The following is an 18,272-nucleotide window of genomic DNA, read 5'->3' as shown; positions in this document are numbered from 1 at the left end:
TGTCGTCAGCCCCCTTGCCCGGAGGGGGTGTCGGCCTCCTCGGGGCCGTACGGGGCGATCAGCAGCCGGGCCGCCGAGCGGGCCACCTCCAGGGCGGGCCGCGGGTCGCTGCGCGACTCCTGTCCCAGGACGACCCGGGTGCTCAACCCGTCGAGCAGGGCCAGGAGTTCGGAGGTGCGGGCGGGGATGTCGAGGGGCGCGAAGCGGCGGCGCGCGACCCCCGCCGCGAGCAGCGTCTCCAGGTCCTGTTGCCAGCCCTGGTCCAGCTCCTCCTGGGCCTCGCGCAGGGCGCCGTTGCCGGGGGTGCGGGCCCAGAGCTCGATCCACAGGGTCCAGCGCGGATCGCGGGGGCCGCGCGGCAGGTAGAGCCGCAGGAACAGGTCGAGCTTGCGCTCGGCGGTGAGGCGGCGGGCCATCAGCGCCCGCCGCTCCTCGGCGAGCGCGGCCTCGCTCCAGCGGAGCGCGGCGAGCAGCAGCAGGTCCTTGCTGCCGAAGTAGTACAGGATGTGGCCGCCGCTCGTGCCGAGCCGCTCCGCGAGCGCGGACATGGTGAGCGAGGCGAGGCCGTCCTCGGCGATCGCCGTCATCGCCTCCTCCAGCATCCGCTCCTGGGTGACGTGTCCGTCCCGTCGTCGTGCCGCGCCTGTCACCGCGCCGTCCCCGTCCTGCCGATCCCTGTGCCGCCGCGTACCGCCGCGCCCGCTCCGTGCACCCGGTCGGGTGTCTCCGTGCACCATCGGTGCCCGACCGACCCTAACCGCATCGCCTCCGGGTCTTGACGTGGGCCGAACGCATCGCACATCTTGAACGTCGTTCTAAAACTTAGAACGACGTTCAAGATCCTCGGGACAGGATCCGACGACAGGAGTGCGATGTGCTCGGACACGAGACGGCGGCCGTGACCGCGGGCCGTCCGGCGGCCGACGAGGTCTTCCAGGTCGAGGAACACGGCATCGACCCCATACCCGACGCCGAACGCCACGGCGGCGCCAAGGACGTCTTCTGGCTCTGGTTCGGCTCGAACCTCACCTTCACGTACGTGATCAACGGCGCCCTGGCCGTCGCCTTCGGCCTCTCCTTCTGGCAGGCCACCGCCGTCGTCGTGATCGGCGGCCTCTCCTTCGCCGTCATCGGCGCGGCGGGCCTCAGCGGCGTGCGCACCGGCACCGCCACCCTCGTGATCTCCCGGGCCGCCTTCGGCATCCGGGGCAACTGGCCCGCCGGACTCCTCAACTGGATCGTCAGCATCGGTTACACCATCGTCAACACGGTGGTCGGCACCCTCGCCCTGGAGGCGTTCTTCGCCGACCTCGGCTGGCACGGCGGACCCGCCGCCCGCGCGCTCGCCCTCGGCGTCACCCTCGCGCTGACCTTCGCCGTGGCCCTCTGGGGCCACGCCACCGTCCAGTTCGCCGAACGCTGGATGGCCTACGTCCTCGCCGTGGGCTTCGCCGCGCTCCTCGTCCTCGTCCTGCCCGGCACCGACACCGCCGCCCCCGCCGCCGCGCCCGGCGCCTCCGGCTGGAGCCTCGCCTTCGTCGTCATGCTCGCGGGCCCCTTCTCCTACCTCCCCATGCCCGCCGACTACACCCGCTACCTGCCCCGGACGACCACCCTCAAGGCCGTCACCTGGAGCGGGGCCCTGGGCGGCTTCCTCTCCTCCGTGGCCCTGGGCGTCGCGGGCGTGGCCGCCGCCACCCAGACGGACATGACCGACGCCGTCGCCGGGACCGAGAGCCTGCTCCCCGGCTGGTTCCAGCCCCTCTTCCTCGCCCTCGTGCTCGGCGGGTCCGTCACCAACTCGATCATCACGCTCTACTCGTCGAGCCTGAACCTCCAGGTCCTCGGCATCCCCTGGACCCGCGCCCGCGCCATCGTCATCAGCGCCGGCGTCACCGCCGCGGGCTCCCTCGGCGCCCTCTTCCTCACCGACTTCACCACCTCGCTGCTCTCCTTCCTCTCCCTCCTCATCATCGTCTTCGCCCCCTGGGGCGGGGTCTTCCTCGCCGACATGGTGCTCCGCCGCTGCACCTACGACGCCACCGGCCTGCACACCGGCCCCGGCGGCGCCTACTGGTACCGCGCCGGCTGGCACCCCGCCGGCCTCCTCGCCCTCCTCTCCGGTCTCCTCTTCTCCGCCCTCACCTGCGACTCGGAGCTCTGGACCGGCCCGCTCGTCGCCCCGCTGGGCGGCGCCGACCTCACCCTGCTCGGCGCGGCCGTCTCCGCCCTGGTCTACGTGCTCCTCGCCCGGCGGACCGTCGCACCGCTCGCCGCCTGACCCCTCCCGAACCCGCCCCGACACCCTCGTACGCACCCCACGGAGTCACCCCGCATGAACGGCACCACCCCGCCCGCCGCCGACCTCCTCCTCACCGGCGCCCGGATCCACACCGTCGACCCGGCGCTCCCCGAGGCCCAGGCCCTCGCCGTCCGCGCCGGCCGGATCGTCTGGATCGGCTCCGACGCCGAGGCCGCGGCCTGGGCCGGCCCCGGCACCCGGGTGCTCGACGCCGGGGGACGGCTCGTCCTGCCCGGCTTCGTCGACGCCCACAACCACGTCCGCCTCGGCTCCGACGACGCCTGCGTCCAGCTCGCCGGCGCCCGCACCCTCGACGCGATCCACGCGCGCATCCGCACCTGGCACGCGGCCCACCCCGACGCCGAGTGGATCGAGGCGGAGGCCTTCGACTACTCGGCCGTCCCCGACGGCCGGATGCCCACCGCCGCCGACCTCGACCCCGCCACCGGCGACACCCCCGCCCTGGTCCTCAGCTACGACGTCCACACGGCCTGGCTCAACACCGCCGCCCTGCGCCGGCTCGGCGTCGACCGCGACCACACCGACCTCCCCTTCGGCCGGGCCGTCACCGACCCCGAGACCGGCGAACCCACCGGATTCGTCAAGGACTTCGCCGTCAAGGGACTCTCGCGCGCCGGCCACCGCGCCCTCCGTGACCTCGGCCTCCCCTGGGCCTCCCCGGACCGCCAGTACGGCCGCCTCGCCCGGAGCCTCGACGACGCCATCGGCTTCGGCATCACCACCGTCGTCGAACCCCAGAACTCCCTCGACGACCTCGCGCTCTTCCGGCGCGCCCGCGCCGAGGGGCGGCTCCGCTCCCGGATCGTCGCCGCGCTGTTCCACCCCCGCGGCACCACCGACGCGGACCTCGACGACTTCGAGGCGGCGGCACGCGAGTTCGCCGACGACCGGCTGCGCGTCGGCCCCCTCAAGCTGTACATCGACGACGTCGTCGAACCGCGCACCGCCGCCCTCCTGGAGCCCTACGCGGGCTGCTCCCACCACCGCGGCGACACGTTCTACCCGCCCGAGGAGTTCGCCGGGCTGCTCACCCGGCTCGACGCGCGCGGCTTCCAGTGTTTCGTCCACGCCACCGGCGACCGGGGCATCCGCACCGTGCTCGACGCCGTCGAGCACGCCCGCGCGGCCAACGGACCGCGCGACGCCCGCCACCAGATCGTCCACGTCGAGTGCCTGGACCCGGCCGACACCCCGCGCTTCGCCGCACTCGGCGTCGTCGCCTGCATGCAGCCCCGGCACGCCGCCCCCGACATCGCGGGACCCGGCCAGGACTGGGCGGAGAACGTCGGCCCCGAGCGCTGGCACAAGGCATGGCCCCTGCGCAGCCTGCACGCCGCGGGAGCGGTCCTCGCCCTCTCCAGCGACTGGAACGTCGCCGAGATGGACCCCATGGTCGGCATCCACGCCGCCGTCACCCGCCGCCCGCCCGGCGGCGGGGACGCCTGGACTGCCGGCGAGACGATCGACGTCACCACCGCCGTCGAGGGCTACACGAGGGGCTCGGCGTACGCCAACTTCCTCGAACACGAGCGCGGTTCGCTGACCGTCGGCAAGCTCGCCGACTTCGTCGTCCTCTCCCGCGACATCCTCCGGATCGACCCCGACGAGATCCCCGGAACCGTCGCGCGGACCGTCGTCGTCGGCGGCGAGGTGGTGGTGGAGCGCCACGAGTCCGAGTGACGGCGGCCCGACCCGGAGGCGAACGGCCCCGCACGCGCGCGTGCGGGGCCGTTCCGAGGGCCGGGAGCGGATCAGATCCGGCCGAGGATCTTCCGCAGCGCCGCGATCTCCTCCGACTGGGTGCGCACGACGTCGTCGGCGAGCTTCCTGGCGGCGGCGTTGCGGCCGTTCTTCTGCTCCTCCCTGGCCATGGCCACCGCCCCGTCGTGGTGCGCGATCATCAGCTCGGCGAAGGCGCGGTCGAAGGCGCGGCCCTTGGCGGCGGCCAGCTTCCTCATGTCCTGTTCGGACATCATCCCGGCCATCCCGCCTTCGGAGCCGGAGCCGGAGCCGGAGCCGGAGCCATGGGCGGCGCCGTGATCCGCCGCCTCGGGCTCGCCCCAGCCCTTGAGCCAGGCCCTCATCTTCGCGATCTCCGGGTCCTGGGCCCGCTCGACGGCGGCGACCAGCTCCTTGACCTCGGGGTCCTCGGCGCGGCCGTCGGCGAGCTTCGCCATCTCCAGCGCCTGCTCGTGGTGCGGGATCATCATCTGCGCGAACATGACGTCCGCGTCGTTGAACGCTCCGGGAGCGCCGGCCTCGGCGGCGGCTCCCGACGGGGCGGCGGGGGCGGTGTCCGCGGCGGACGAGCCGCCGTGGTCCCGTCCGCTCGCGCCGTCGTCCGTGCCGCAGGCGGCGAGCAGGAGCGCGGTCGCGGTGGCGGCGCCGACGAGGGCGAGCTTCCGGGCGGTGCGGTGGGTGAGGACGTGCATGGGTGACACCTCTTGTGCTGGTCCGGTCGTACGGACGGAAAAGGGCAGGCCGAAGTCGTTCACGGGCGGCGAGAAGCGCCCGTGGCGGGGGTACGGCCTAGATCCGCAGAACGGAGAGGCGGGCGAGGTCGGGTGGGCGGCGGGGCGGCGCGTGGGGGCCCGGCGCGGGGGCGAGCCGTGCGAGGAGGAGGGTGAGCCACTCGGGGCGGCGCGCGAGCGCGGCCCGGACGAGGCCGGCGAGCAGCCAGGTGCCGAGGACCGCCACGCACAGCGTGCTCATGTCCCTCCCGGACGCGGGTCCGTGCCGCGCGTCGGAGCCGCCGTCCCCCTGCGGGGCGGCGACCGGGGAGGCCAGGGGGAAGGAGCCCGCGGAGGCCATGCGGGGGGAGTCTTCGGCGCCGGCGGAGGCCATGCCGGGGGAGTCCCCCGAGCCGGCGGCGGCCGGCGCGGCGGCCGGCTCGACCGCGGCGGCGGCCGCACCGGCGTGGGTTCCCCCGGACGAGGCAGCGTGGGTGCCGGTGCCGGTGCCGCCGCCGGAGCCCTCCGGGTGACCGACGGCGTGCATCAGGAACACCCCGAGCGCGAGCACGACGACGAGCAGCAGGTGCGCCAGGGCACCCGCCGCTGGTCCGTCGCGTTCCGCTCGATGTGTCCGCACAGCCAGGACCTCCTGGCCGCGGAATATACCGTGTGGGGGTATCAGATGCGCGTCAGGACACGGTCTCGCCCGCCATCGCGGCGGCCAGGCGCAGGTGCGGCGCCGCCTCGGCCCCGCGTCCCTGGCGCTCCAGGGTGCGCCCCAGCATCAGCCGGGCGTAGTGCTCGACCGGGTCGCGGTCGAGGACGGCCCGCAGCTCGGTCTCGGCCTTGGAGAGCTGGGCGGAGTGGTAGTACGCACGGGCCAGCAGGAGCCGCTGGGCCGTCTGCTCCGGGTGCTCGGCGACGAGGCCGTTCAGGATGCGGACGGCGGTCCCGTACTCCTTCGCCTCGAAGAAGAACCGGGCGCGCTCCCAGCGCTCTCCGGCCGTTCCGAACTCGTAGTACGTGTCGCTCACTTGCCGTCCCTTTCCCGAGACCCGGATCTGCCACCCTGTGGGGTGGCCGATCACGTCAACACGACGGGTTGGTTGAACATTCCACCATGGGTGCTCCCGCCCGCCCCGGGGCGTTCCGACCCCCGGAACCGGACAGAGAAGGTTGAGCGACATGAGCAATCTTGATCGTCAGGCCGCGCCGACCGTCTGCGGCGGCCGCGGCTTCGTCGTCGCCGAGCCGGTGCGGGAGCTGCTCAGCCCCCGCCGCGTCCAGCTCGGCGAGTCGACCGAGGTCCGCCGTCTCCTGCCAAACCTGGGCCGCCGCATGGTCGGCGCCTGGGCCTTCGTCGACCACTACGGGCCGGACGACATCGCCGACGAACCGGGGATGCAGGTCCCGCCCCACCCCCACATGGGACTCCAGACCGTCAGCTGGCTCCACGAGGGCGAGGTCCTGCACCGCGACTCCACGGGCAGCCTCCAGACGATCCGCCCCCGCGAGCTCGGCCTCATGACCTCGGGCCGCGCGATCTCCCACTCGGAGGAGAGCCCCCGCCCGCACGCCCGCTTCCTGCACGGGGCCCAGCTCTGGGTCGCCCTCCCGGACGCCCACCGCCACGTCGAGCCCCACTTCCAGCACCACGCCGAGCTGCCCCGCGTCACCGCCGCCGGCCTCACCGCCACCGTGATCCTCGGCAGCCTCGACGGGGCCGCCTCGCCCGGCACCACCTACACGCCCCTCGTCGGCGCCGACCTCTCCCTCACCGCCGGCGCCGAGACCCGGCTGCCCCTCGACCCCGACTTCGAGTACGCCGTCCTCTCGATGTCCGGCGAGGCCCGCGTCGACGGCGTCCCCGTCCTTCCCGGCTCCATGCTCTACCTCGGCTGCGGCCGCACCGAGCTCCCCCTCCACGCCGTCTCCGACGCCGGCCTCATGCTCCTGGGCGGCGAACCCTTCGAGGAGGAGCTCGTCATGTGGTGGAACTTCGTCGGCCGCACGGACGAGGAGATCCGCCAGGCGAGGGAGGACTGGATGACGGGCGACCGTTTCGGCGAGGTGAAGGGGTACGACGGCGCCCGCCTCGACGCCCCGGACGTCCCCGCCACCCACCTCAAGTCCCGCGGCCGCGTCCGCTGACGGGGCCGTCGCCGCCGGCCTCCCGCCGAGCCCGCCCCGCGCGCCGGACCGCCCCGGGCGCGGGGGCTGCCGTCCGGGGGACGCGCCCCTCCTGAGGGCCCGTCCGTGAGGGCGCCCGGTGCCGGGGTTCAGCGCGTGGGGAAGCCGTAGACGTAGCCCTGCTCCTTGAGGCGGGGGAGGAGGCGGCGGAGGGCCTCGACGGTCTGGGAGCGGTCGCCGCCGGCGTCGTGGAAGAGCAGGGTGGGGCCGTTGGGGAGTTCCCGCTCGACGGTGGCGACGATGGCGTCGGTGCCGGGGCGTTCGAAGTCCTTGGTGTCGACGTTCCAGCCGAGCGGACGCATGCCGCGGGAGGCGGCGACGCCTCGGCTGTACGGGGTGAAGGCGCCGCCGGGCGCGCGGTAGTAGACGGGGCGGACGCCGCCGGACGCCTGGGTGATCATGCGCTCGGCGTCGAGGATCTGCCGCTTCTGGTAGTCCTGGGGGGCCTTGTCCATCGCGGTGTCGTGCGAGACCGAGTGGTTGCAGAGACGGTGTCCGGCCGCGACGACCTTCTTGACGAGGTCGGGGTGGGCCTGCGCCTGCGTCCCCACCATGCAGAACGTGGCCTTCACCCCGTACTCCTCCAGCACGTCCAGCACTTGGGGGGTCCACACGGGGTCGGGGCCGTCGTCGATGGTGATGTTGACGCCCCGCGCGCCGGCCTCCGAGGCGTGCGCGATGGTCTTCGAGACCGGCTTGACGGCCTGGACCGGCTCGGCCGGCCTGCTCGCGCTCGGCGCGGCGTCGTTCGTGGACCCGGCGTGCGCGGTCCAGACCGACGCCCCGGTCGCGAGGACCGTCACCCCGAGCGCCGCCCCGACCAGCTTGCCGTACCAACCGCGCCCGTCACCGTGCCGTGCCATGTCCGCCCCCACTCTTTCCCCGGCTCCCCACCGGCTCCTGATCGCGTCGCGACCACTCGTCAGGACGGCGTTCGTCGTCCGGGGGATGCGTCCGTTACCGATCACGGACAATTTCGGGGGAGTTCGCGGACAACTCCGTACGGCGGCGACCGGAACGCGCGGGCCGACGGGTGCGAAGCGGTCCGCCCTTTTCGCGTGGCGCGGAGGTGTGTGCGGCGCGCCGTCGAGCAGGGTAGAAGCGGCACAGGAGCTTACGGACCCGCGGACGCGGGGCCGTCGAATCGCGGAGGCGATGCACCATGGCGTTGGCGCTCTCCCTTATTTCCGCCGGTGAGGCGGGCCTGCTGATCCCCGCGGGCGAGGTCACCGCTCTGCTGCGGCAGCTCGCGGACGACGGCGTGGGGTCCCTGGACGAGAGCGGTTCGGGCGAGGAGGCCGCCCGGACGCTCGTCGGACAGCTGCTCTCCGTCGCCGATCAGCTCGACGCCGAGTGCATCGCCTTCCTGCCACCCCGCGACGAGACCTCCTGACCCTCCGGGCCCGGCCCCACGCGGCCCGGGCCCTTGCCGCCCCTGTCCCGTTCGGCTCCACGCGCGGAGGCGGCGGCCTTCCGTCCCTCCGCCCCTCTCCCCGGTGCGCCTGTCCGCCCGTTCGCGCAGGCGGCACGCCCTGTTCCGGCCCTTTCGGCCGCGCGCTCACGCGGAGGGGGCGGCGCTCCGTCCCGGGCACGGCCCGTGTACGTCCGCCGACGTCCGGTTTGCGTTCCGGGGCCCGGGGCACGCGGACCGCTACGAGCCCCCGGAGCCACGGGGACGGGACAGTGCGACTCGCCGAGAGTGCACGGAGGGGTGTGAGCCGATGTCGACCGGAATCGTCCTGGCCGTCGTCGTCGTCGCCGCGGTCGCGGTGGCCGCGTGCGTCGCCGCCGCGGTGACCCGCAGAAGACGGGAGCGACTGCGTGAGCGCTTCGGACCGGAGTACGAGCGGGCCGTCGAGGCCAGCGGCAGCAGGAAGGCCGCGGAACAGGAACTCGACGCCCGGGAACGGCGCTTCCACGACCTCGACGTCAAACCCGTGACGAGCGCCGCCCGCGAGCAGTACGCCCGCCTGTGGAGCCGGGTCCAGGAGGAGTTCGTGGACCGGCCCGAGGCCGCGGTGAACGGCGCCGACGAGCTGGTGCGGGCGCTGATGCGGGACCGCGGCTACCCCGCCGAGGGGTACGAGCAGCGGCTCCGCGACCTGTCCGTCCGCCACGGCCGCACGCTGGAGCACTACCGGGCCGCCCTTGAGGTGCACGCGCTGAGCACCTCCAACGCCGCCACCACCGAACAGCTGCGGGGTGCGATGACCGACTACCGCACCCTCTTCGACGACCTGCTCGCCGACAGCGAGCCGACCGGCGCACGCCGGTCCTGACGCGAAGGCAGGAGACATGCGACGACACCACCAGGACACGCCCGACCGGACGACGCAGGCACCCGCCCGACGCCACCACCCCGACCACACGGCCGGCCGCACCGATCCCTGGGCGGAACCGCGCCGCCCCAACGCACCCGAATCCGGGACGGACGGCGGCGACGCGGGACGGGCGCCCGCCGAGCGGACGCCGTCGGCCGCGCCGCCCGCGGGCCGGGAGGATCCGCGCCGGGACGCCCCGGACACGGGAGCCCCGCGCCAGGCGGAACCGCGCCCGGAGCCCCCGCCCTGGGAGGAGGCGCGCCAGGACGAGCCGCACCGGGACGGGCCGCGTGAGGACGTCCCGCGTGAGGACGGCTCGCGCCCGCAGGATCCGCTCGGGAAGGACCCGTCCCGGGCCGCCGTGCCCCGTCAGACCGGCCGGGAGACCCCGCCGCAGGCTGCCGGGCCCGAGCAGGCCGCGCCCCCGCAGGCCGCTCCCGAGTACTTCGACTCTCCGCAGGTCCCGCCGCAGCGCACCGATTCCCCGCAGGTCCCGCAGGCAGGCTCCCCGTACGCCGCGTCCGGTCCGGGTGTCGCCTCCCCGCACGTGCCGCGACAGCAGCCCCGGGCTCCGCACGCCGAGGCGCCGCAGGCCCCGTCGGCGCCGAGGACCACGGACCCGAAGCCGTCCGTACCGCCGATGCCGCCCGTACCGCCCCGCTCGACGGCAGCCACGGACGCGGACGACCGCGGCACCCGTGACGCCCACGGCGCGCACGAGGCCCCCGGCGCCCACGGCTCCTCCGCGCGGGGCCCGGGGCAGGCCGCACCCGGCGACGGCCCGGCCGAGCGCGGCTCCCGGCACGAGCTCGGTCCCGCCCGGCCCCACGACCGGGCGGCGGACGACGAGGTCCCCGACCTGCTCGGTGCCGGGGACCAGGAGGCGTTCCGCGCGCGGTGGCGGGAGGTCCAGGGCCAGTTCGTGGACGACCCGCGCCAGGCGGTCCACGCGGCCGACGTGCTCGTCGGCGATGTGATGAGGACCCTGGCGGACACCTTCGCCCAGCACAGGAACACCCTCGAAGGACAGTGGAGCGCGGGCCGGGACGCCGACACCGAGAGCCTGCGCCACGCCCTGCGCCAGTACCGCGCGCTGCTCCACCGGCTCCTCGACGCCTGACCCCGGGCCCGGGACCGGACCCGGCCTCCGGCTCTCGGGCCCCTCGGCCCCGGAGCCGGAGGCCGGCCGCCGTCGGACCACCGACGGAACCGCGCGCTCGAAGCCGAACACCGTCCCCCGATCCCCGACCCCTCCGACCCCGACCCCGACCCCTGATCCCCGCCCCCGGCCGTGCGCCCGGCAGCCAGCCCGCACCGCCGGGCGGCGGCATGTGCGGGGCCGGGCGGGACGGAACCGGGGCCGTGAGGACGTAGGGACCCACGGACGCCCCTACGCACGACGATGCCCTGCGCGGTACTGCCTCGCGCAGGGCATCGTCGTGGGTGGGGGCGCCGGACCGGGCGGTCAGCGGCGGCGCAGCTTGTTGAGGAAGCGCTGCGCCTGGGCGCGGCGGTGGGGGTCGGCCGCCGCGCGGCGGACGGTGGCCGCGGCGCGGCGGCCCTGGGGACTCTGGCGGAGGCGCTTGATGCGGGCGAGCAGTGCGGTCACGGGAATCTCCTCCGGTCGGCGGGGCGAGGTGTCTGCTGGGGACGTGGGTTCAGCGGAAGAACGCGAGGTAGTAGTCGAGGAGCCGCATGCGGTGCGGCCCGTCGTCGTGGGGGTGCTCCGGGCCGGGCTCGAAGGAGGGGGCCGCCTCGATCTGGGCCCTGGAGCAGTTGACGCGGAGTGTGCCCGTGGGGGCGTCGACCGCGGTCACCACACCGGCCGGCAGGATGACGCGCCGGTCGGGGATCCACGGTTCCGTGTCCACCACGACGTGGCTGCGGCCGGCCTCTGCCTCGTGCAGGGCGACCTTTCCGACGGGGCCGTCCGTGGCCTCGACGACGTATCCCGTCAGGTCCAGGTGGGCCGCGTGGGCCGTCGTCTCCCCATAGGTCCAGATGTCGTGCGTCATGGGTGCTCCCTTCCTGTCGTCGGGATCGACCGCACCCGGTGGGGTGCGTTGGTGATCCGTGTAGCCCGAGGACGCGGTTTCACGCCTGCCGATCCGCACGGGTCGCCGAGGGCGTCCCGCGCGGGGAGAGGTGTGCTCCGCAGGAGCTGTGAGTGGACGTCAGGGACGGACGTGGTCTCAGCCGCGGGGGGACGACGGCGCGACGGGGGCCGTGCTCGGCGACGTCGGCGGGGACGCGTCCGGTGCGTCGTCGGCAGGGGAGCCGGCGAGCGTGCCGGTGAGCGAGAGGCCGATCGAGACCAGGGTCGCGGCGACGGCCCGTACGCCGGGGCGACGGCCCGGGCGGGCGGAGGAAGCGTCCTCCCGGCCCCCGGCCGGCAGGCCGGCCCGGGTGGCCGCCGGCTCGGGGGCACCCTCGGGGGAAGGACCGGGCGTACGCGGGTCGGCGAGGGCCTTCGCGCAGGCGGCGGCGTCGGGGCGGGACGCGGGGGTGCGGTCGGTCATCGCCGTGAGCAGCCGGCCGAGCCGGGGCGGCAGGCCGGGCGGGAGCACGGGGTTCCGGTGGAGGTGAGCGACGGCGGCCTCCAGGGGTGTTCCGCCGTACTCTGCCTCGCCCTTGAGGGTTTCGAGGAGGACGAGGCCCAGGCTGTAGACGTCGGCGCCGGGGCCCACGGGGCGGCCCAGGGCCTGCTCGGGAGCCATGTAGGACGCGGTTCCCAGCAGCGTGCGGTCGGGTGCGGCGGCGGGCTCGGGCGGTCCGTCGACGCGGCGGGATATCCCGAAGTCCGCGAGGTGCGGGGCGTCGGTCCCGTCCAGGAGGATGTTCGACGGCTTGACGTCGCGGTGCACGACCCCGCGGGCGTGCACGTGGGCGAGGGCCGACGCCAGCGCCGCGCCGACGCGGCAGGTCTCGTGGGGCGTGAGGACCGAGCGGGCGACGCGCCGCCGCAGGGTCGTGCCGCGCACGAGCTGCATCACCAGGTACGGGAGTCCCTCGTCGCTGCCCGTGTCGTAGAGCGTCACCAGGCCGGGGTGCTGCATCCGGGCCAGGAGCCGGCCCTCCTCGGCGCACTGCGCCTCCGGTCCGCGGGGTTCCGACGGCCGGAACATCTTCACGGCCACGGCCCGGCGCAGCCGCAGGTCCAGCGCCTCGTACACGTCGGCCGCGCCGCCGCGGCCCAGGAGGCGGTCGAGGCGGTAGCGGCCGGCGACGGCGTGGGCCGTCAGCCGGAGATCCGGATGGATGGACCTCGCACGGACCTGCATCGGGTTCTCCCTGGGGGTGTGCGCCGGCCTCTGGCGCCGGCCCGTCGGCGGGTGCCCTCCCGCCGGTGTGCGGAGGCCCGCGCCTGACGCGTGCCCCGTCGTGGCGCGAACATCCCTGTGGGGGCGAGGAGATGGGGAGCGGCGGGGCCGTGGGCGGCCGGGGACCCGAACCCTTCGCGGAGGGCGGGGAATGAACGTGCGAGACCCGGGAACGCGGGACGTGTCGAACTCCGCAGGGGAAGGGAGCAACCCATGGGTCTGGGACTGTGCATCATCCTGATCGCCGTCGGCGCCGTGCTGACGTTCGCGTCCGACTGGGAACTCGAATCGGTCAACCTCGATCTGGTCGGCCTGATCCTGATGGCGGTGGGCTTCCTCGGAACCGCCGTCTACACCAGTGTCCTCCGCCGCCGCCGGATGGTGGTCCCGCCCGTGGCGCCCACGGTCACCGAGGACAGTCGCCGCGACCTCCTCTGAGGGGGCCCGCGCCCGTCCCGTGCAGCGACGAACACGACGTACAGCAGGAGAAGGAGTGACAGCGATGACCGACCACATCTGGAGCTACAGCACCGAGTCCGGCCACCTGACGGGCACCGACCTCACCGGTTGGCGCGTCGAGGCGGCCGACGGCCACATCGGCAAGGTGGACAAGCACTCCGACGAGGCCGGTGACGCCTATCTGGTCGTGGACACCGGCGTCTGGATCTTCGGCAAGGAGGTCCTGGTGCCGGCGAGCGCCGTGACCCTCGTCGACCTGGAGGGGCAGGTCCTCCACCTGGCCCTCACCAAGGAACAGGTCAAGGACGCACCCGAGTTCGTCTCCGAGAAGCACCTCGCCGACCGGCAGTACCGCGAGGAGATCGGCGCGTACTACAACATCGGCGGACCGTTCTACGGCGGTCCGGGCGTCATCTGACACCCCACCCCCGGCAGCCGACGGCCCGGGACGGAGCACAGGCCCCGTCCCGGGCCGGCCGCATGCCCGGCGGCCGTGACGCGTACGCCGCTCTTCACCGTCGCCTCCCGGAGGCGCCGCACGCGCCGGTGCCGCCCTCCGGGCGGCGCGAGGCCGGCGAGGGGACGGGTGCGACGGGTGCCCCCGGGCACGCGCGAGCCCGGCACGGCCCTGGGGGGAAGGCGGCCGTGCCGGGCTCGGGAGGGGCTCAGGCGGTGAGGACCGAGTCGTCCTCCGGACGGGCGCCGGGCAGTCCGTGCCGAGCCGCTATCAGGGCCGCGTCGACGTCACGCGTACCGGTGGAGACACAGAGCGTGTAGGCGACGTCGTCCATGCGCTGCCGCACCTCGGCGGTCCCGTTCTCGGCGTGGAGCACCCGCAGCGTCTCGTACTGTTCGACGAGATTGCGCAGCACCGCGGGGTGGGCCATCAACATGGGGACTCCCTCGTCATCTGGGGGCGCGACCGCCCGGTTCGAGCGGCGTGTACCCGGGCCCGGGCGTTCCATGCGGAGGAGATCGCGGTTCTCCTGGCCCGGTGTGGCAACGTTTTCCGGACGCACGGTCCCGCTCCGCTCTCCTCGCGTGGATCACGGCGGGGTACTGTCGTCATGATTGCCGTGCGGCAACGGTTGAGGTCGCGGTCGTGAGCAACGGCCGACGATTCCGGCACGTGACCGCGGCCGTACGGCACGTGAGCGGACGCCCGACGGGCGAAGAAGGATGGGGCATGTCTGAGACGACGATCAAGGGCTCGGCCGGCGTGGGACGGCCGGGTCCTGCCGCGGTGGGCGAACCCGAGCTCCGGCAGCTCCTCGCCGGTCTGACGGCCGTGCGGGACGGTGATTTCGGCACGCGTCTGCCCGACGAGGCGGGCGGGCTGATGGGCGAGATCTCCACCGTGTTCAACGGCATGGTGGACCAGCTCTCCCTCTTCACCTCCGAGGTGACCCGGGTCGCCCGCGAGGTGGGCACCGAGGGGACCCTCGGCGGTCAGGCCGTGGTGCCGGGGGTCTCCGGCACCTGGGCGGACCTGACCGACTCGGTCAACGCCATGGCAGGCAACCTCACCACCCAGGTCCGTGACATCGCCCAGGTGGCCACGGCGGTCGCCAAGGGCGACCTGTCCCAGAAGATCGACGTGGACGCCCGCGGCGAGATCCTGGAACTGAAGAACACCATCAACACGATGGTCGACCAGCTGTCGTCGTTCGCCGACGAGGTCACGCGCATGGCCCGCGACGTGGGCACCGAGGGCATCCTCGGCGGCCAGGCCGACGTGAAGGGCGTCTCCGGCACCTGGCGCGACCTGACCGACTCCGTCAACTCCATGGCCGGCAACCTCACCGCGCAGGTCCGGGCGATCGCGCACGTGGCCACCGCGGTCGCCACCGGCGACCTGTCGAAGAAGGTCGACGTCGACGCCCGGGGCGAGATCCTGGAGCTGAAGACGACCATCAACACGATGGTCGACCAGCTCTCCGCCTTCGCCGACGAGGTGACGCGCGTCGCCCGCGAGGTCGGCACCGAGGGCAACCTGGGCGGCCAGGCCACCGTCCGGGGCGCCTCGGGCACCTGGAAGGACCTCACCGACAACGTCAACGTGATGGCGTCCAACCTCACCGGGCAGGTCCGTTCGATCGCGCAGGTCGCCACCGCCGTCGCGCGCGGCGACCTCTCCCGCCGGATCACCGTGGAGGCGAAGGGCGAGGTCGCCGCGCTCGCCGACACCATCAACACCATGGTGGACACCCTGTCGGCCTTCGCCGACGAGGTGACGCGCGTCGCCCGCGAGGTCGGCACCGAGGGCCGGCTCGGCGGCCAGGCGAGGGTGCCGAACGTGGCGGGGACCTGGAAGGACCTCACCGACAACGTCAACTCGATGGCGAACAATCTGACCGGCCAGGTGCGCAACATCGCCCAGGTCACCACCGCCGTCGCCAACGGCGACCTGTCGAAGAAGATCGACGTCGACGCCCGCGGCGAGATCCTGGAGCTGAAGACGACCATCAACACGATGGTCGACCAGCTGTCCTCCTTCGCCGCCGAGGTCACCCGCGTCGCCCGCGAGGTCGGCAGCGAGGGCCGGCTCGGCGGCCAGGCGGAGGTCGAGGGCGTCTCCGGCACCTGGAAGCGGCTGACCGAGAACGTCAACGAGCTCGCCGGCAACCTGACCCGCCAGGTCCGCGCCATCGCCGAGGTCGCCAGCGCGGTCGCCGAGGGCGACCTGACCCGCTCGATCACCGTCGAGGCCTCGGGCGAGGTGGCCGAGCTCAAGGACAACATCAACGCGATGGTCGGCTCGCTCCGCGAGACGACGCGCGCCAACCAGGAGCAGGACTGGCTGAAGTCCAGCCTGGCCCGGATCTCCGCCCTCATGCAGGGGCACCGGGACCTCGCCGTCGTCGCCGAGCTCGTCATGGACGAGCTGACCCCGCTCGTCTCCGCCCAGTACGGCGCCTTCTACCTGGCCGAGGAGGGTGCGGACGGCGTCGAGCTGGGGCTCGTCGGGTCCTACGGCCGGCCCGCCGGGGACCAGGGCCGCGACCGCTTCCGGCTGGGCGAGTCGCTCGTCGGCCAGGCCGCCCGCAGCCTCCGTACGATCGCCGCCGAGAACGTCCCCGCCGACTACGTGACCATCTCCTCGGGCCTGGGCGAGACGGCCCGCGGCAGCCTCGTGGTGCTGCCGATCGTGGTCGAGGACCAGGTGCTCGGCGTCATCGAGCTGATGTCCTTCGGCCCCTTCACCTCCGTGCACCGGGACTTCCTGGAGCAGCTCATGGAGACGGTCGGCGTCAACGTCAGCACCATCGTCGCCAACGCCCGGACCGACGAACTGCTCGACGAGTCCCAGCGGCTGGCCGGCGAACTCCGCTCGCGCACCGAGGAGCTCCAGGTCCAGCAGGACGAACTCCAGCGCTCCAACGCCGAACTGGAGGAGAAGGCCGCCCTGCTCGCCTCGCAGAACCGCGACATCGAGGCCAAGAACCTGCAGATCGAGCAGGCCCGGCAGGAACTCGAGGACCGGGCCCAGCAGCTCGCGCTGGCCTCGAAGTACAAGTCCGAGTTCCTGGCGAACATGAGCCACGAACTGCGCACCCCGCTCAACAGCCTCCTCATCCTGGCCCAGCTGCTCGCCCAGAACCCCACCCGCAACCTCACGGCCAAGCAGGTGGAGTACGCCGGCATCATCCACTCGGCCGGATCGGACCTCCTCCAGCTGATCAACGACATCCTCGACCTGTCCAAGGTCGAGGCCGGCAAGATGGACCTCAACCCGGAGCGCGTGGCGCTGCGCCGGCTCCTCGACTACGTCGAGGCCACCTTCCGCCCCCTCACCTCGCAGAAGAGCCTGGCGTTCACCGTCTCCACCGCCGCCGGCGTCCCCGTGGACCTGGTCACCGACGACTCGCGGCTCCGGCAGGTGCTGCGCAACCTGCTGTCCAACGCCGTCAAGTTCACCGAGCACGGCAGCGTGGAACTGCGCATCGAACCGGTCGCCGAGGACGAACTCCCCGCGACCGTGCACCGCGCCGGACCGGTCGTCGCCTTCCGCGTCATCGACACCGGCATCGGCATCGCCCCCGAGAACCTGGAGGCCATCTTCGGCGCCTTCCAGCAGGCGGACGGCACCACCAACCGGAAGTACGGCGGCACCGGTCTCGGCCTGTCCATCAGCCGTGAGATCGCCTACCTGCTCGGCGGGTCCCTGACGGTCGCCAGCACGCCCGGCGAGGGCAGCACCTTCACCCTCTACCTGCCCGTCAACCGCACCGACTTCACCGAGCAGCCCGCCCTCCCCGCCCCCGCGGGCGAGGCCGCCGGGGACCTGGTGGTCGCGGTGCCCGACCGCACCCCCGCCGTGATCACGGTGACGCCGGCCGCCCGGCCGACCAGGCGGCTCCTGGTGATCGAGGAGCGGCTGCGCGGCCTCCTGGCACTGGTCGCCGAGAACGCGGTCACGGAGCTCGCCGCCGACCGCGGCCACGCCGACCGGGACATCGAGCTGATCGCGGTCGTCGGGCCCGACGAGGCGGCCGCCGCCCTGGCGACGCAGCCGTTCCACTGCGTCGTCCTCGACGTCGACATGGCCGACGGGGACGCCCTGCGCTTCCTCGACGCCATGGACGGCGACGAGGCCCTGCGGACCGTCCCCGTCCTCGCCCACAACAACCGCCGGCTCGTCGCCGAACAGGAGCGCGCCCTCCAGGACCTGGCCCGGCGGCGTCCGCTGGAGCTGCTCTCCAGCCTCGACGAACTGCGCGAGCGGATCGCCCTGCACCTGTCGGCGGAGCAGCCCGGCGACGTCGTGCCCCTGGTCCGGGGGGACCACCGGGCCCCGGCGCCGCAGACCATCGACACCACCCTGCACGGCCGGACGGTGCTCGTCGTCGACGACGACGCCCGTAACCTGTACGCGCTCAGCGGCATCCTCGAACTGCACGGCATCACCGTGCTGCACGCGGAGAACGGCCGGAAGGGGATCGGGACGCTCCTGGAGAACCCGGCCGTCGACCTGGTCCTGATGGACGTGATGATGCCGGAGATGGACGGCTACACCGCGACCGCCCGGATCAGGGAGATGCCGCAGTACGCGGAGCTCCCCGTCATCGCGGTCACGGCCAAGGCCATGCCGGGCGACCGGGAGAAGAGCCTGGCCTCGGGCGCCAGCGACTACGTGACCAAGCCCGTCGACGCCGACGAGCTGATCGCGTGCGTCGGCCGCTGGCTGAACGAGGGGTAGCGCCGT

Annotated in this window: 18 protein-coding genes; 9 read left to right on the top strand and 9 right to left on the bottom strand. The window is 73.9% G+C overall.

Annotated features, from left to right (window positions below; all coding sequences use genetic code 11):
- Nucleotides 1-5: 5 nt before the first annotated feature.
- The gene (locus ACZ60W_RS04310; RefSeq protein ID WP_469753830.1) at nucleotides 6-650 is read right to left on the bottom strand and encodes a TetR/AcrR family transcriptional regulator; all 645 of its coding nucleotides are present in this window, start codon (nucleotides 648-650) and stop codon (nucleotides 6-8) included.
- Between the two features lie 224 nt (nucleotides 651-874).
- Here ACZ60W_RS04310 and ACZ60W_RS04305 point away from each other — a divergent pair, with 224 nt between their 5' ends.
- Together ACZ60W_RS04305 and ACZ60W_RS04300 are read left to right on the top strand one after the other, a co-directional pair.
- Nucleotides 875-2,281 carry a purine-cytosine permease family protein gene (locus tag ACZ60W_RS04305; protein WP_469753829.1) on the top strand — a complete coding sequence of 469 codons (1,407 nt, stop codon included), beginning with the start codon at nucleotides 875-877 and terminating at the stop codon, nucleotides 2,279-2,281.
- A 54-nt stretch (nucleotides 2,282-2,335) separates the two neighbouring features.
- Nucleotides 2,336-4,003 (top strand): amidohydrolase, encoded by a 1,668-nt coding sequence (locus ACZ60W_RS04300; protein WP_469753828.1) that lies wholly within the window; start codon nucleotides 2,336-2,338, stop codon nucleotides 4,001-4,003.
- A 71-nt stretch (nucleotides 4,004-4,074) separates the two neighbouring features.
- On the opposite strand, the gene ACZ60W_RS04295 is transcribed toward ACZ60W_RS04300, so the two are convergent.
- The 3 genes from ACZ60W_RS04295 to ACZ60W_RS04285 all read right to left on the bottom strand — a co-directional run bounded on the left by ACZ60W_RS04295 (nucleotide 4,075) and on the right by ACZ60W_RS04285 (nucleotide 5,810).
- Nucleotides 4,075-4,755, bottom strand: coding sequence for a DUF305 domain-containing protein (locus tag ACZ60W_RS04295; RefSeq protein WP_469753827.1), 681 nt, complete (start codon nucleotides 4,753-4,755; stop codon nucleotides 4,075-4,077).
- Between the two features lie 97 nt (nucleotides 4,756-4,852).
- On the bottom strand, nucleotides 4,853-5,413 hold the full coding sequence (locus tag ACZ60W_RS04290) for a hypothetical protein (RefSeq protein WP_469753826.1): 561 nt from the start codon (nucleotides 5,411-5,413) through the stop codon (nucleotides 4,853-4,855).
- 52 nt (nucleotides 5,414-5,465) lie between these two features.
- Nucleotides 5,466-5,810 carry a tetratricopeptide repeat protein gene (locus tag ACZ60W_RS04285; protein ID WP_469753825.1) on the bottom strand — a complete coding sequence of 115 codons (345 nt, stop codon included), beginning with the start codon at nucleotides 5,808-5,810 and terminating at the stop codon, nucleotides 5,466-5,468.
- A gap of 151 nt (nucleotides 5,811-5,961) precedes the next feature.
- Here ACZ60W_RS04285 and ACZ60W_RS04280 point away from each other — a divergent pair, with 151 nt between their 5' ends.
- The gene (locus ACZ60W_RS04280) at nucleotides 5,962-6,927 is read left to right on the top strand and encodes a pirin family protein (RefSeq protein WP_469753824.1); all 966 of its coding nucleotides are present in this window, start codon (nucleotides 5,962-5,964) and stop codon (nucleotides 6,925-6,927) included.
- A 128-nt stretch (nucleotides 6,928-7,055) separates the two neighbouring features.
- On the opposite strand, the gene ACZ60W_RS04275 is transcribed toward ACZ60W_RS04280, so the two are convergent.
- Complete coding sequence (locus tag ACZ60W_RS04275; RefSeq protein WP_469753823.1) at nucleotides 7,056-7,829, bottom strand: polysaccharide deacetylase family protein; 774 nt, start codon at nucleotides 7,827-7,829, stop codon at nucleotides 7,056-7,058.
- A gap of 299 nt (nucleotides 7,830-8,128) precedes the next feature.
- On the opposite strand from ACZ60W_RS04275, the gene ACZ60W_RS04270 reads away from it, so the two are divergent.
- The 3 genes from ACZ60W_RS04270 (at nucleotide 8,129) to ACZ60W_RS04260 (ending at nucleotide 10,407) form a co-directional block, all read left to right on the top strand.
- A complete protein-coding gene (locus ACZ60W_RS04270; RefSeq protein ID WP_469753822.1) occupies nucleotides 8,129-8,359 on the top strand; it encodes a DUF6213 family protein in 231 nt (76 codons plus the stop codon).
- 328 nt (nucleotides 8,360-8,687) lie between these two features.
- Nucleotides 8,688-9,245, top strand: a complete 558-nt coding sequence (locus ACZ60W_RS04265) for a hypothetical protein (protein WP_469753821.1) — start codon at nucleotides 8,688-8,690, stop codon at nucleotides 9,243-9,245.
- A gap of 16 nt (nucleotides 9,246-9,261) precedes the next feature.
- The gene (locus tag ACZ60W_RS04260; RefSeq protein WP_469753820.1) at nucleotides 9,262-10,407 is read left to right on the top strand and encodes a hypothetical protein; all 1,146 of its coding nucleotides are present in this window, start codon (nucleotides 9,262-9,264) and stop codon (nucleotides 10,405-10,407) included.
- 345 nt (nucleotides 10,408-10,752) lie between these two features.
- Here ACZ60W_RS04260 and ACZ60W_RS04255 read toward each other — a convergent pair whose 3' ends face one another.
- From ACZ60W_RS04255 to ACZ60W_RS04245, 3 genes are all read right to left on the bottom strand, one after another.
- The gene (locus ACZ60W_RS04255) at nucleotides 10,753-10,896 is read right to left on the bottom strand and encodes a hypothetical protein (protein ID WP_469753819.1); all 144 of its coding nucleotides are present in this window, start codon (nucleotides 10,894-10,896) and stop codon (nucleotides 10,753-10,755) included.
- A gap of 49 nt (nucleotides 10,897-10,945) precedes the next feature.
- Nucleotides 10,946-11,302 (bottom strand): PRC-barrel domain containing protein, encoded by a 357-nt coding sequence (locus tag ACZ60W_RS04250; RefSeq protein ID WP_469753818.1) that lies wholly within the window; start codon nucleotides 11,300-11,302, stop codon nucleotides 10,946-10,948.
- Between the two features lie 177 nt (nucleotides 11,303-11,479).
- A complete protein-coding gene (locus ACZ60W_RS04245; protein WP_469753817.1) occupies nucleotides 11,480-12,568 on the bottom strand; it encodes a serine/threonine-protein kinase in 1,089 nt (362 codons plus the stop codon).
- A gap of 252 nt (nucleotides 12,569-12,820) precedes the next feature.
- Here ACZ60W_RS04245 and ACZ60W_RS04240 point away from each other — a divergent pair, with 252 nt between their 5' ends.
- Both ACZ60W_RS04240 and ACZ60W_RS04235 read left to right on the top strand, forming a co-directional pair.
- On the top strand, nucleotides 12,821-13,045 hold the full coding sequence (locus tag ACZ60W_RS04240; protein ID WP_469753816.1) for a DUF6458 family protein: 225 nt from the start codon (nucleotides 12,821-12,823) through the stop codon (nucleotides 13,043-13,045).
- A 64-nt stretch (nucleotides 13,046-13,109) separates the two neighbouring features.
- Nucleotides 13,110-13,484: a PRC-barrel domain-containing protein gene (locus ACZ60W_RS04235; RefSeq protein WP_469753815.1), complete on the top strand. Its 375-nt coding sequence runs from the start codon at nucleotides 13,110-13,112 to the stop codon at nucleotides 13,482-13,484.
- Between the two features lie 247 nt (nucleotides 13,485-13,731).
- Here the strand turns inward: ACZ60W_RS04235 and ACZ60W_RS04230 are convergent, their stop codons facing one another.
- A complete protein-coding gene (locus tag ACZ60W_RS04230) occupies nucleotides 13,732-13,959 on the bottom strand; it encodes a DUF5133 domain-containing protein (RefSeq protein WP_469753814.1) in 228 nt (75 codons plus the stop codon).
- Nucleotides 13,960-14,252: 293 nt separating this feature from the next.
- On the opposite strand from ACZ60W_RS04230, the gene ACZ60W_RS04225 reads away from it, so the two are divergent.
- A complete protein-coding gene (locus ACZ60W_RS04225; RefSeq protein ID WP_469753813.1) occupies nucleotides 14,253-18,266 on the top strand; it encodes a HAMP domain-containing protein in 4,014 nt (1,337 codons plus the stop codon).
- The last annotated feature ends 6 nt before the right edge of the window (nucleotides 18,267-18,272 follow it).

It is taken from the genome of Streptomyces sp. NPDC104202 (genome assembly GCF_055584185.1).
Note: the sequence above shows the minus strand (reverse complement) of the source record. Positions and strands in the feature narration are given on the sequence as shown.

Coding starts and splice junctions, on each gene's coding strand:
- ACZ60W_RS04280 (WP_469753824.1), top strand. CDS start 5,962: ATGAGCAATCTTGATCGTCAGGCCGCGCCGACCGTCTGCGGCGGCCGC.
- ACZ60W_RS04245 (WP_469753817.1), bottom strand. CDS start 12,568: ATGCAGGTCCGTGCGAGGTCCATCCATCCGGATCTCCGGCTGACGGCC.
- ACZ60W_RS04260 (WP_469753820.1), top strand. CDS start 9,262: ATGCGACGACACCACCAGGACACGCCCGACCGGACGACGCAGGCACCC.
- ACZ60W_RS04265 (WP_469753821.1), top strand. CDS start 8,688: ATGTCGACCGGAATCGTCCTGGCCGTCGTCGTCGTCGCCGCGGTCGCG.
- ACZ60W_RS04230 (WP_469753814.1), bottom strand. CDS start 13,959: ATGTTGATGGCCCACCCCGCGGTGCTGCGCAATCTCGTCGAACAGTAC.
- ACZ60W_RS04240 (WP_469753816.1), top strand. CDS start 12,821: ATGGGTCTGGGACTGTGCATCATCCTGATCGCCGTCGGCGCCGTGCTG.
- ACZ60W_RS04270 (WP_469753822.1), top strand. CDS start 8,129: ATGGCGTTGGCGCTCTCCCTTATTTCCGCCGGTGAGGCGGGCCTGCTG.
- ACZ60W_RS04250 (WP_469753818.1), bottom strand. CDS start 11,302: ATGACGCACGACATCTGGACCTATGGGGAGACGACGGCCCACGCGGCC.
- ACZ60W_RS04295 (WP_469753827.1), bottom strand. CDS start 4,755: ATGCACGTCCTCACCCACCGCACCGCCCGGAAGCTCGCCCTCGTCGGC.
- ACZ60W_RS04225 (WP_469753813.1), top strand. CDS start 14,253: ATGTCTGAGACGACGATCAAGGGCTCGGCCGGCGTGGGACGGCCGGGT.
- ACZ60W_RS04300 (WP_469753828.1), top strand. CDS start 2,336: ATGAACGGCACCACCCCGCCCGCCGCCGACCTCCTCCTCACCGGCGCC.
- ACZ60W_RS04235 (WP_469753815.1), top strand. CDS start 13,110: ATGACCGACCACATCTGGAGCTACAGCACCGAGTCCGGCCACCTGACG.
- ACZ60W_RS04275 (WP_469753823.1), bottom strand. CDS start 7,829: ATGGCACGGCACGGTGACGGGCGCGGTTGGTACGGCAAGCTGGTCGGG.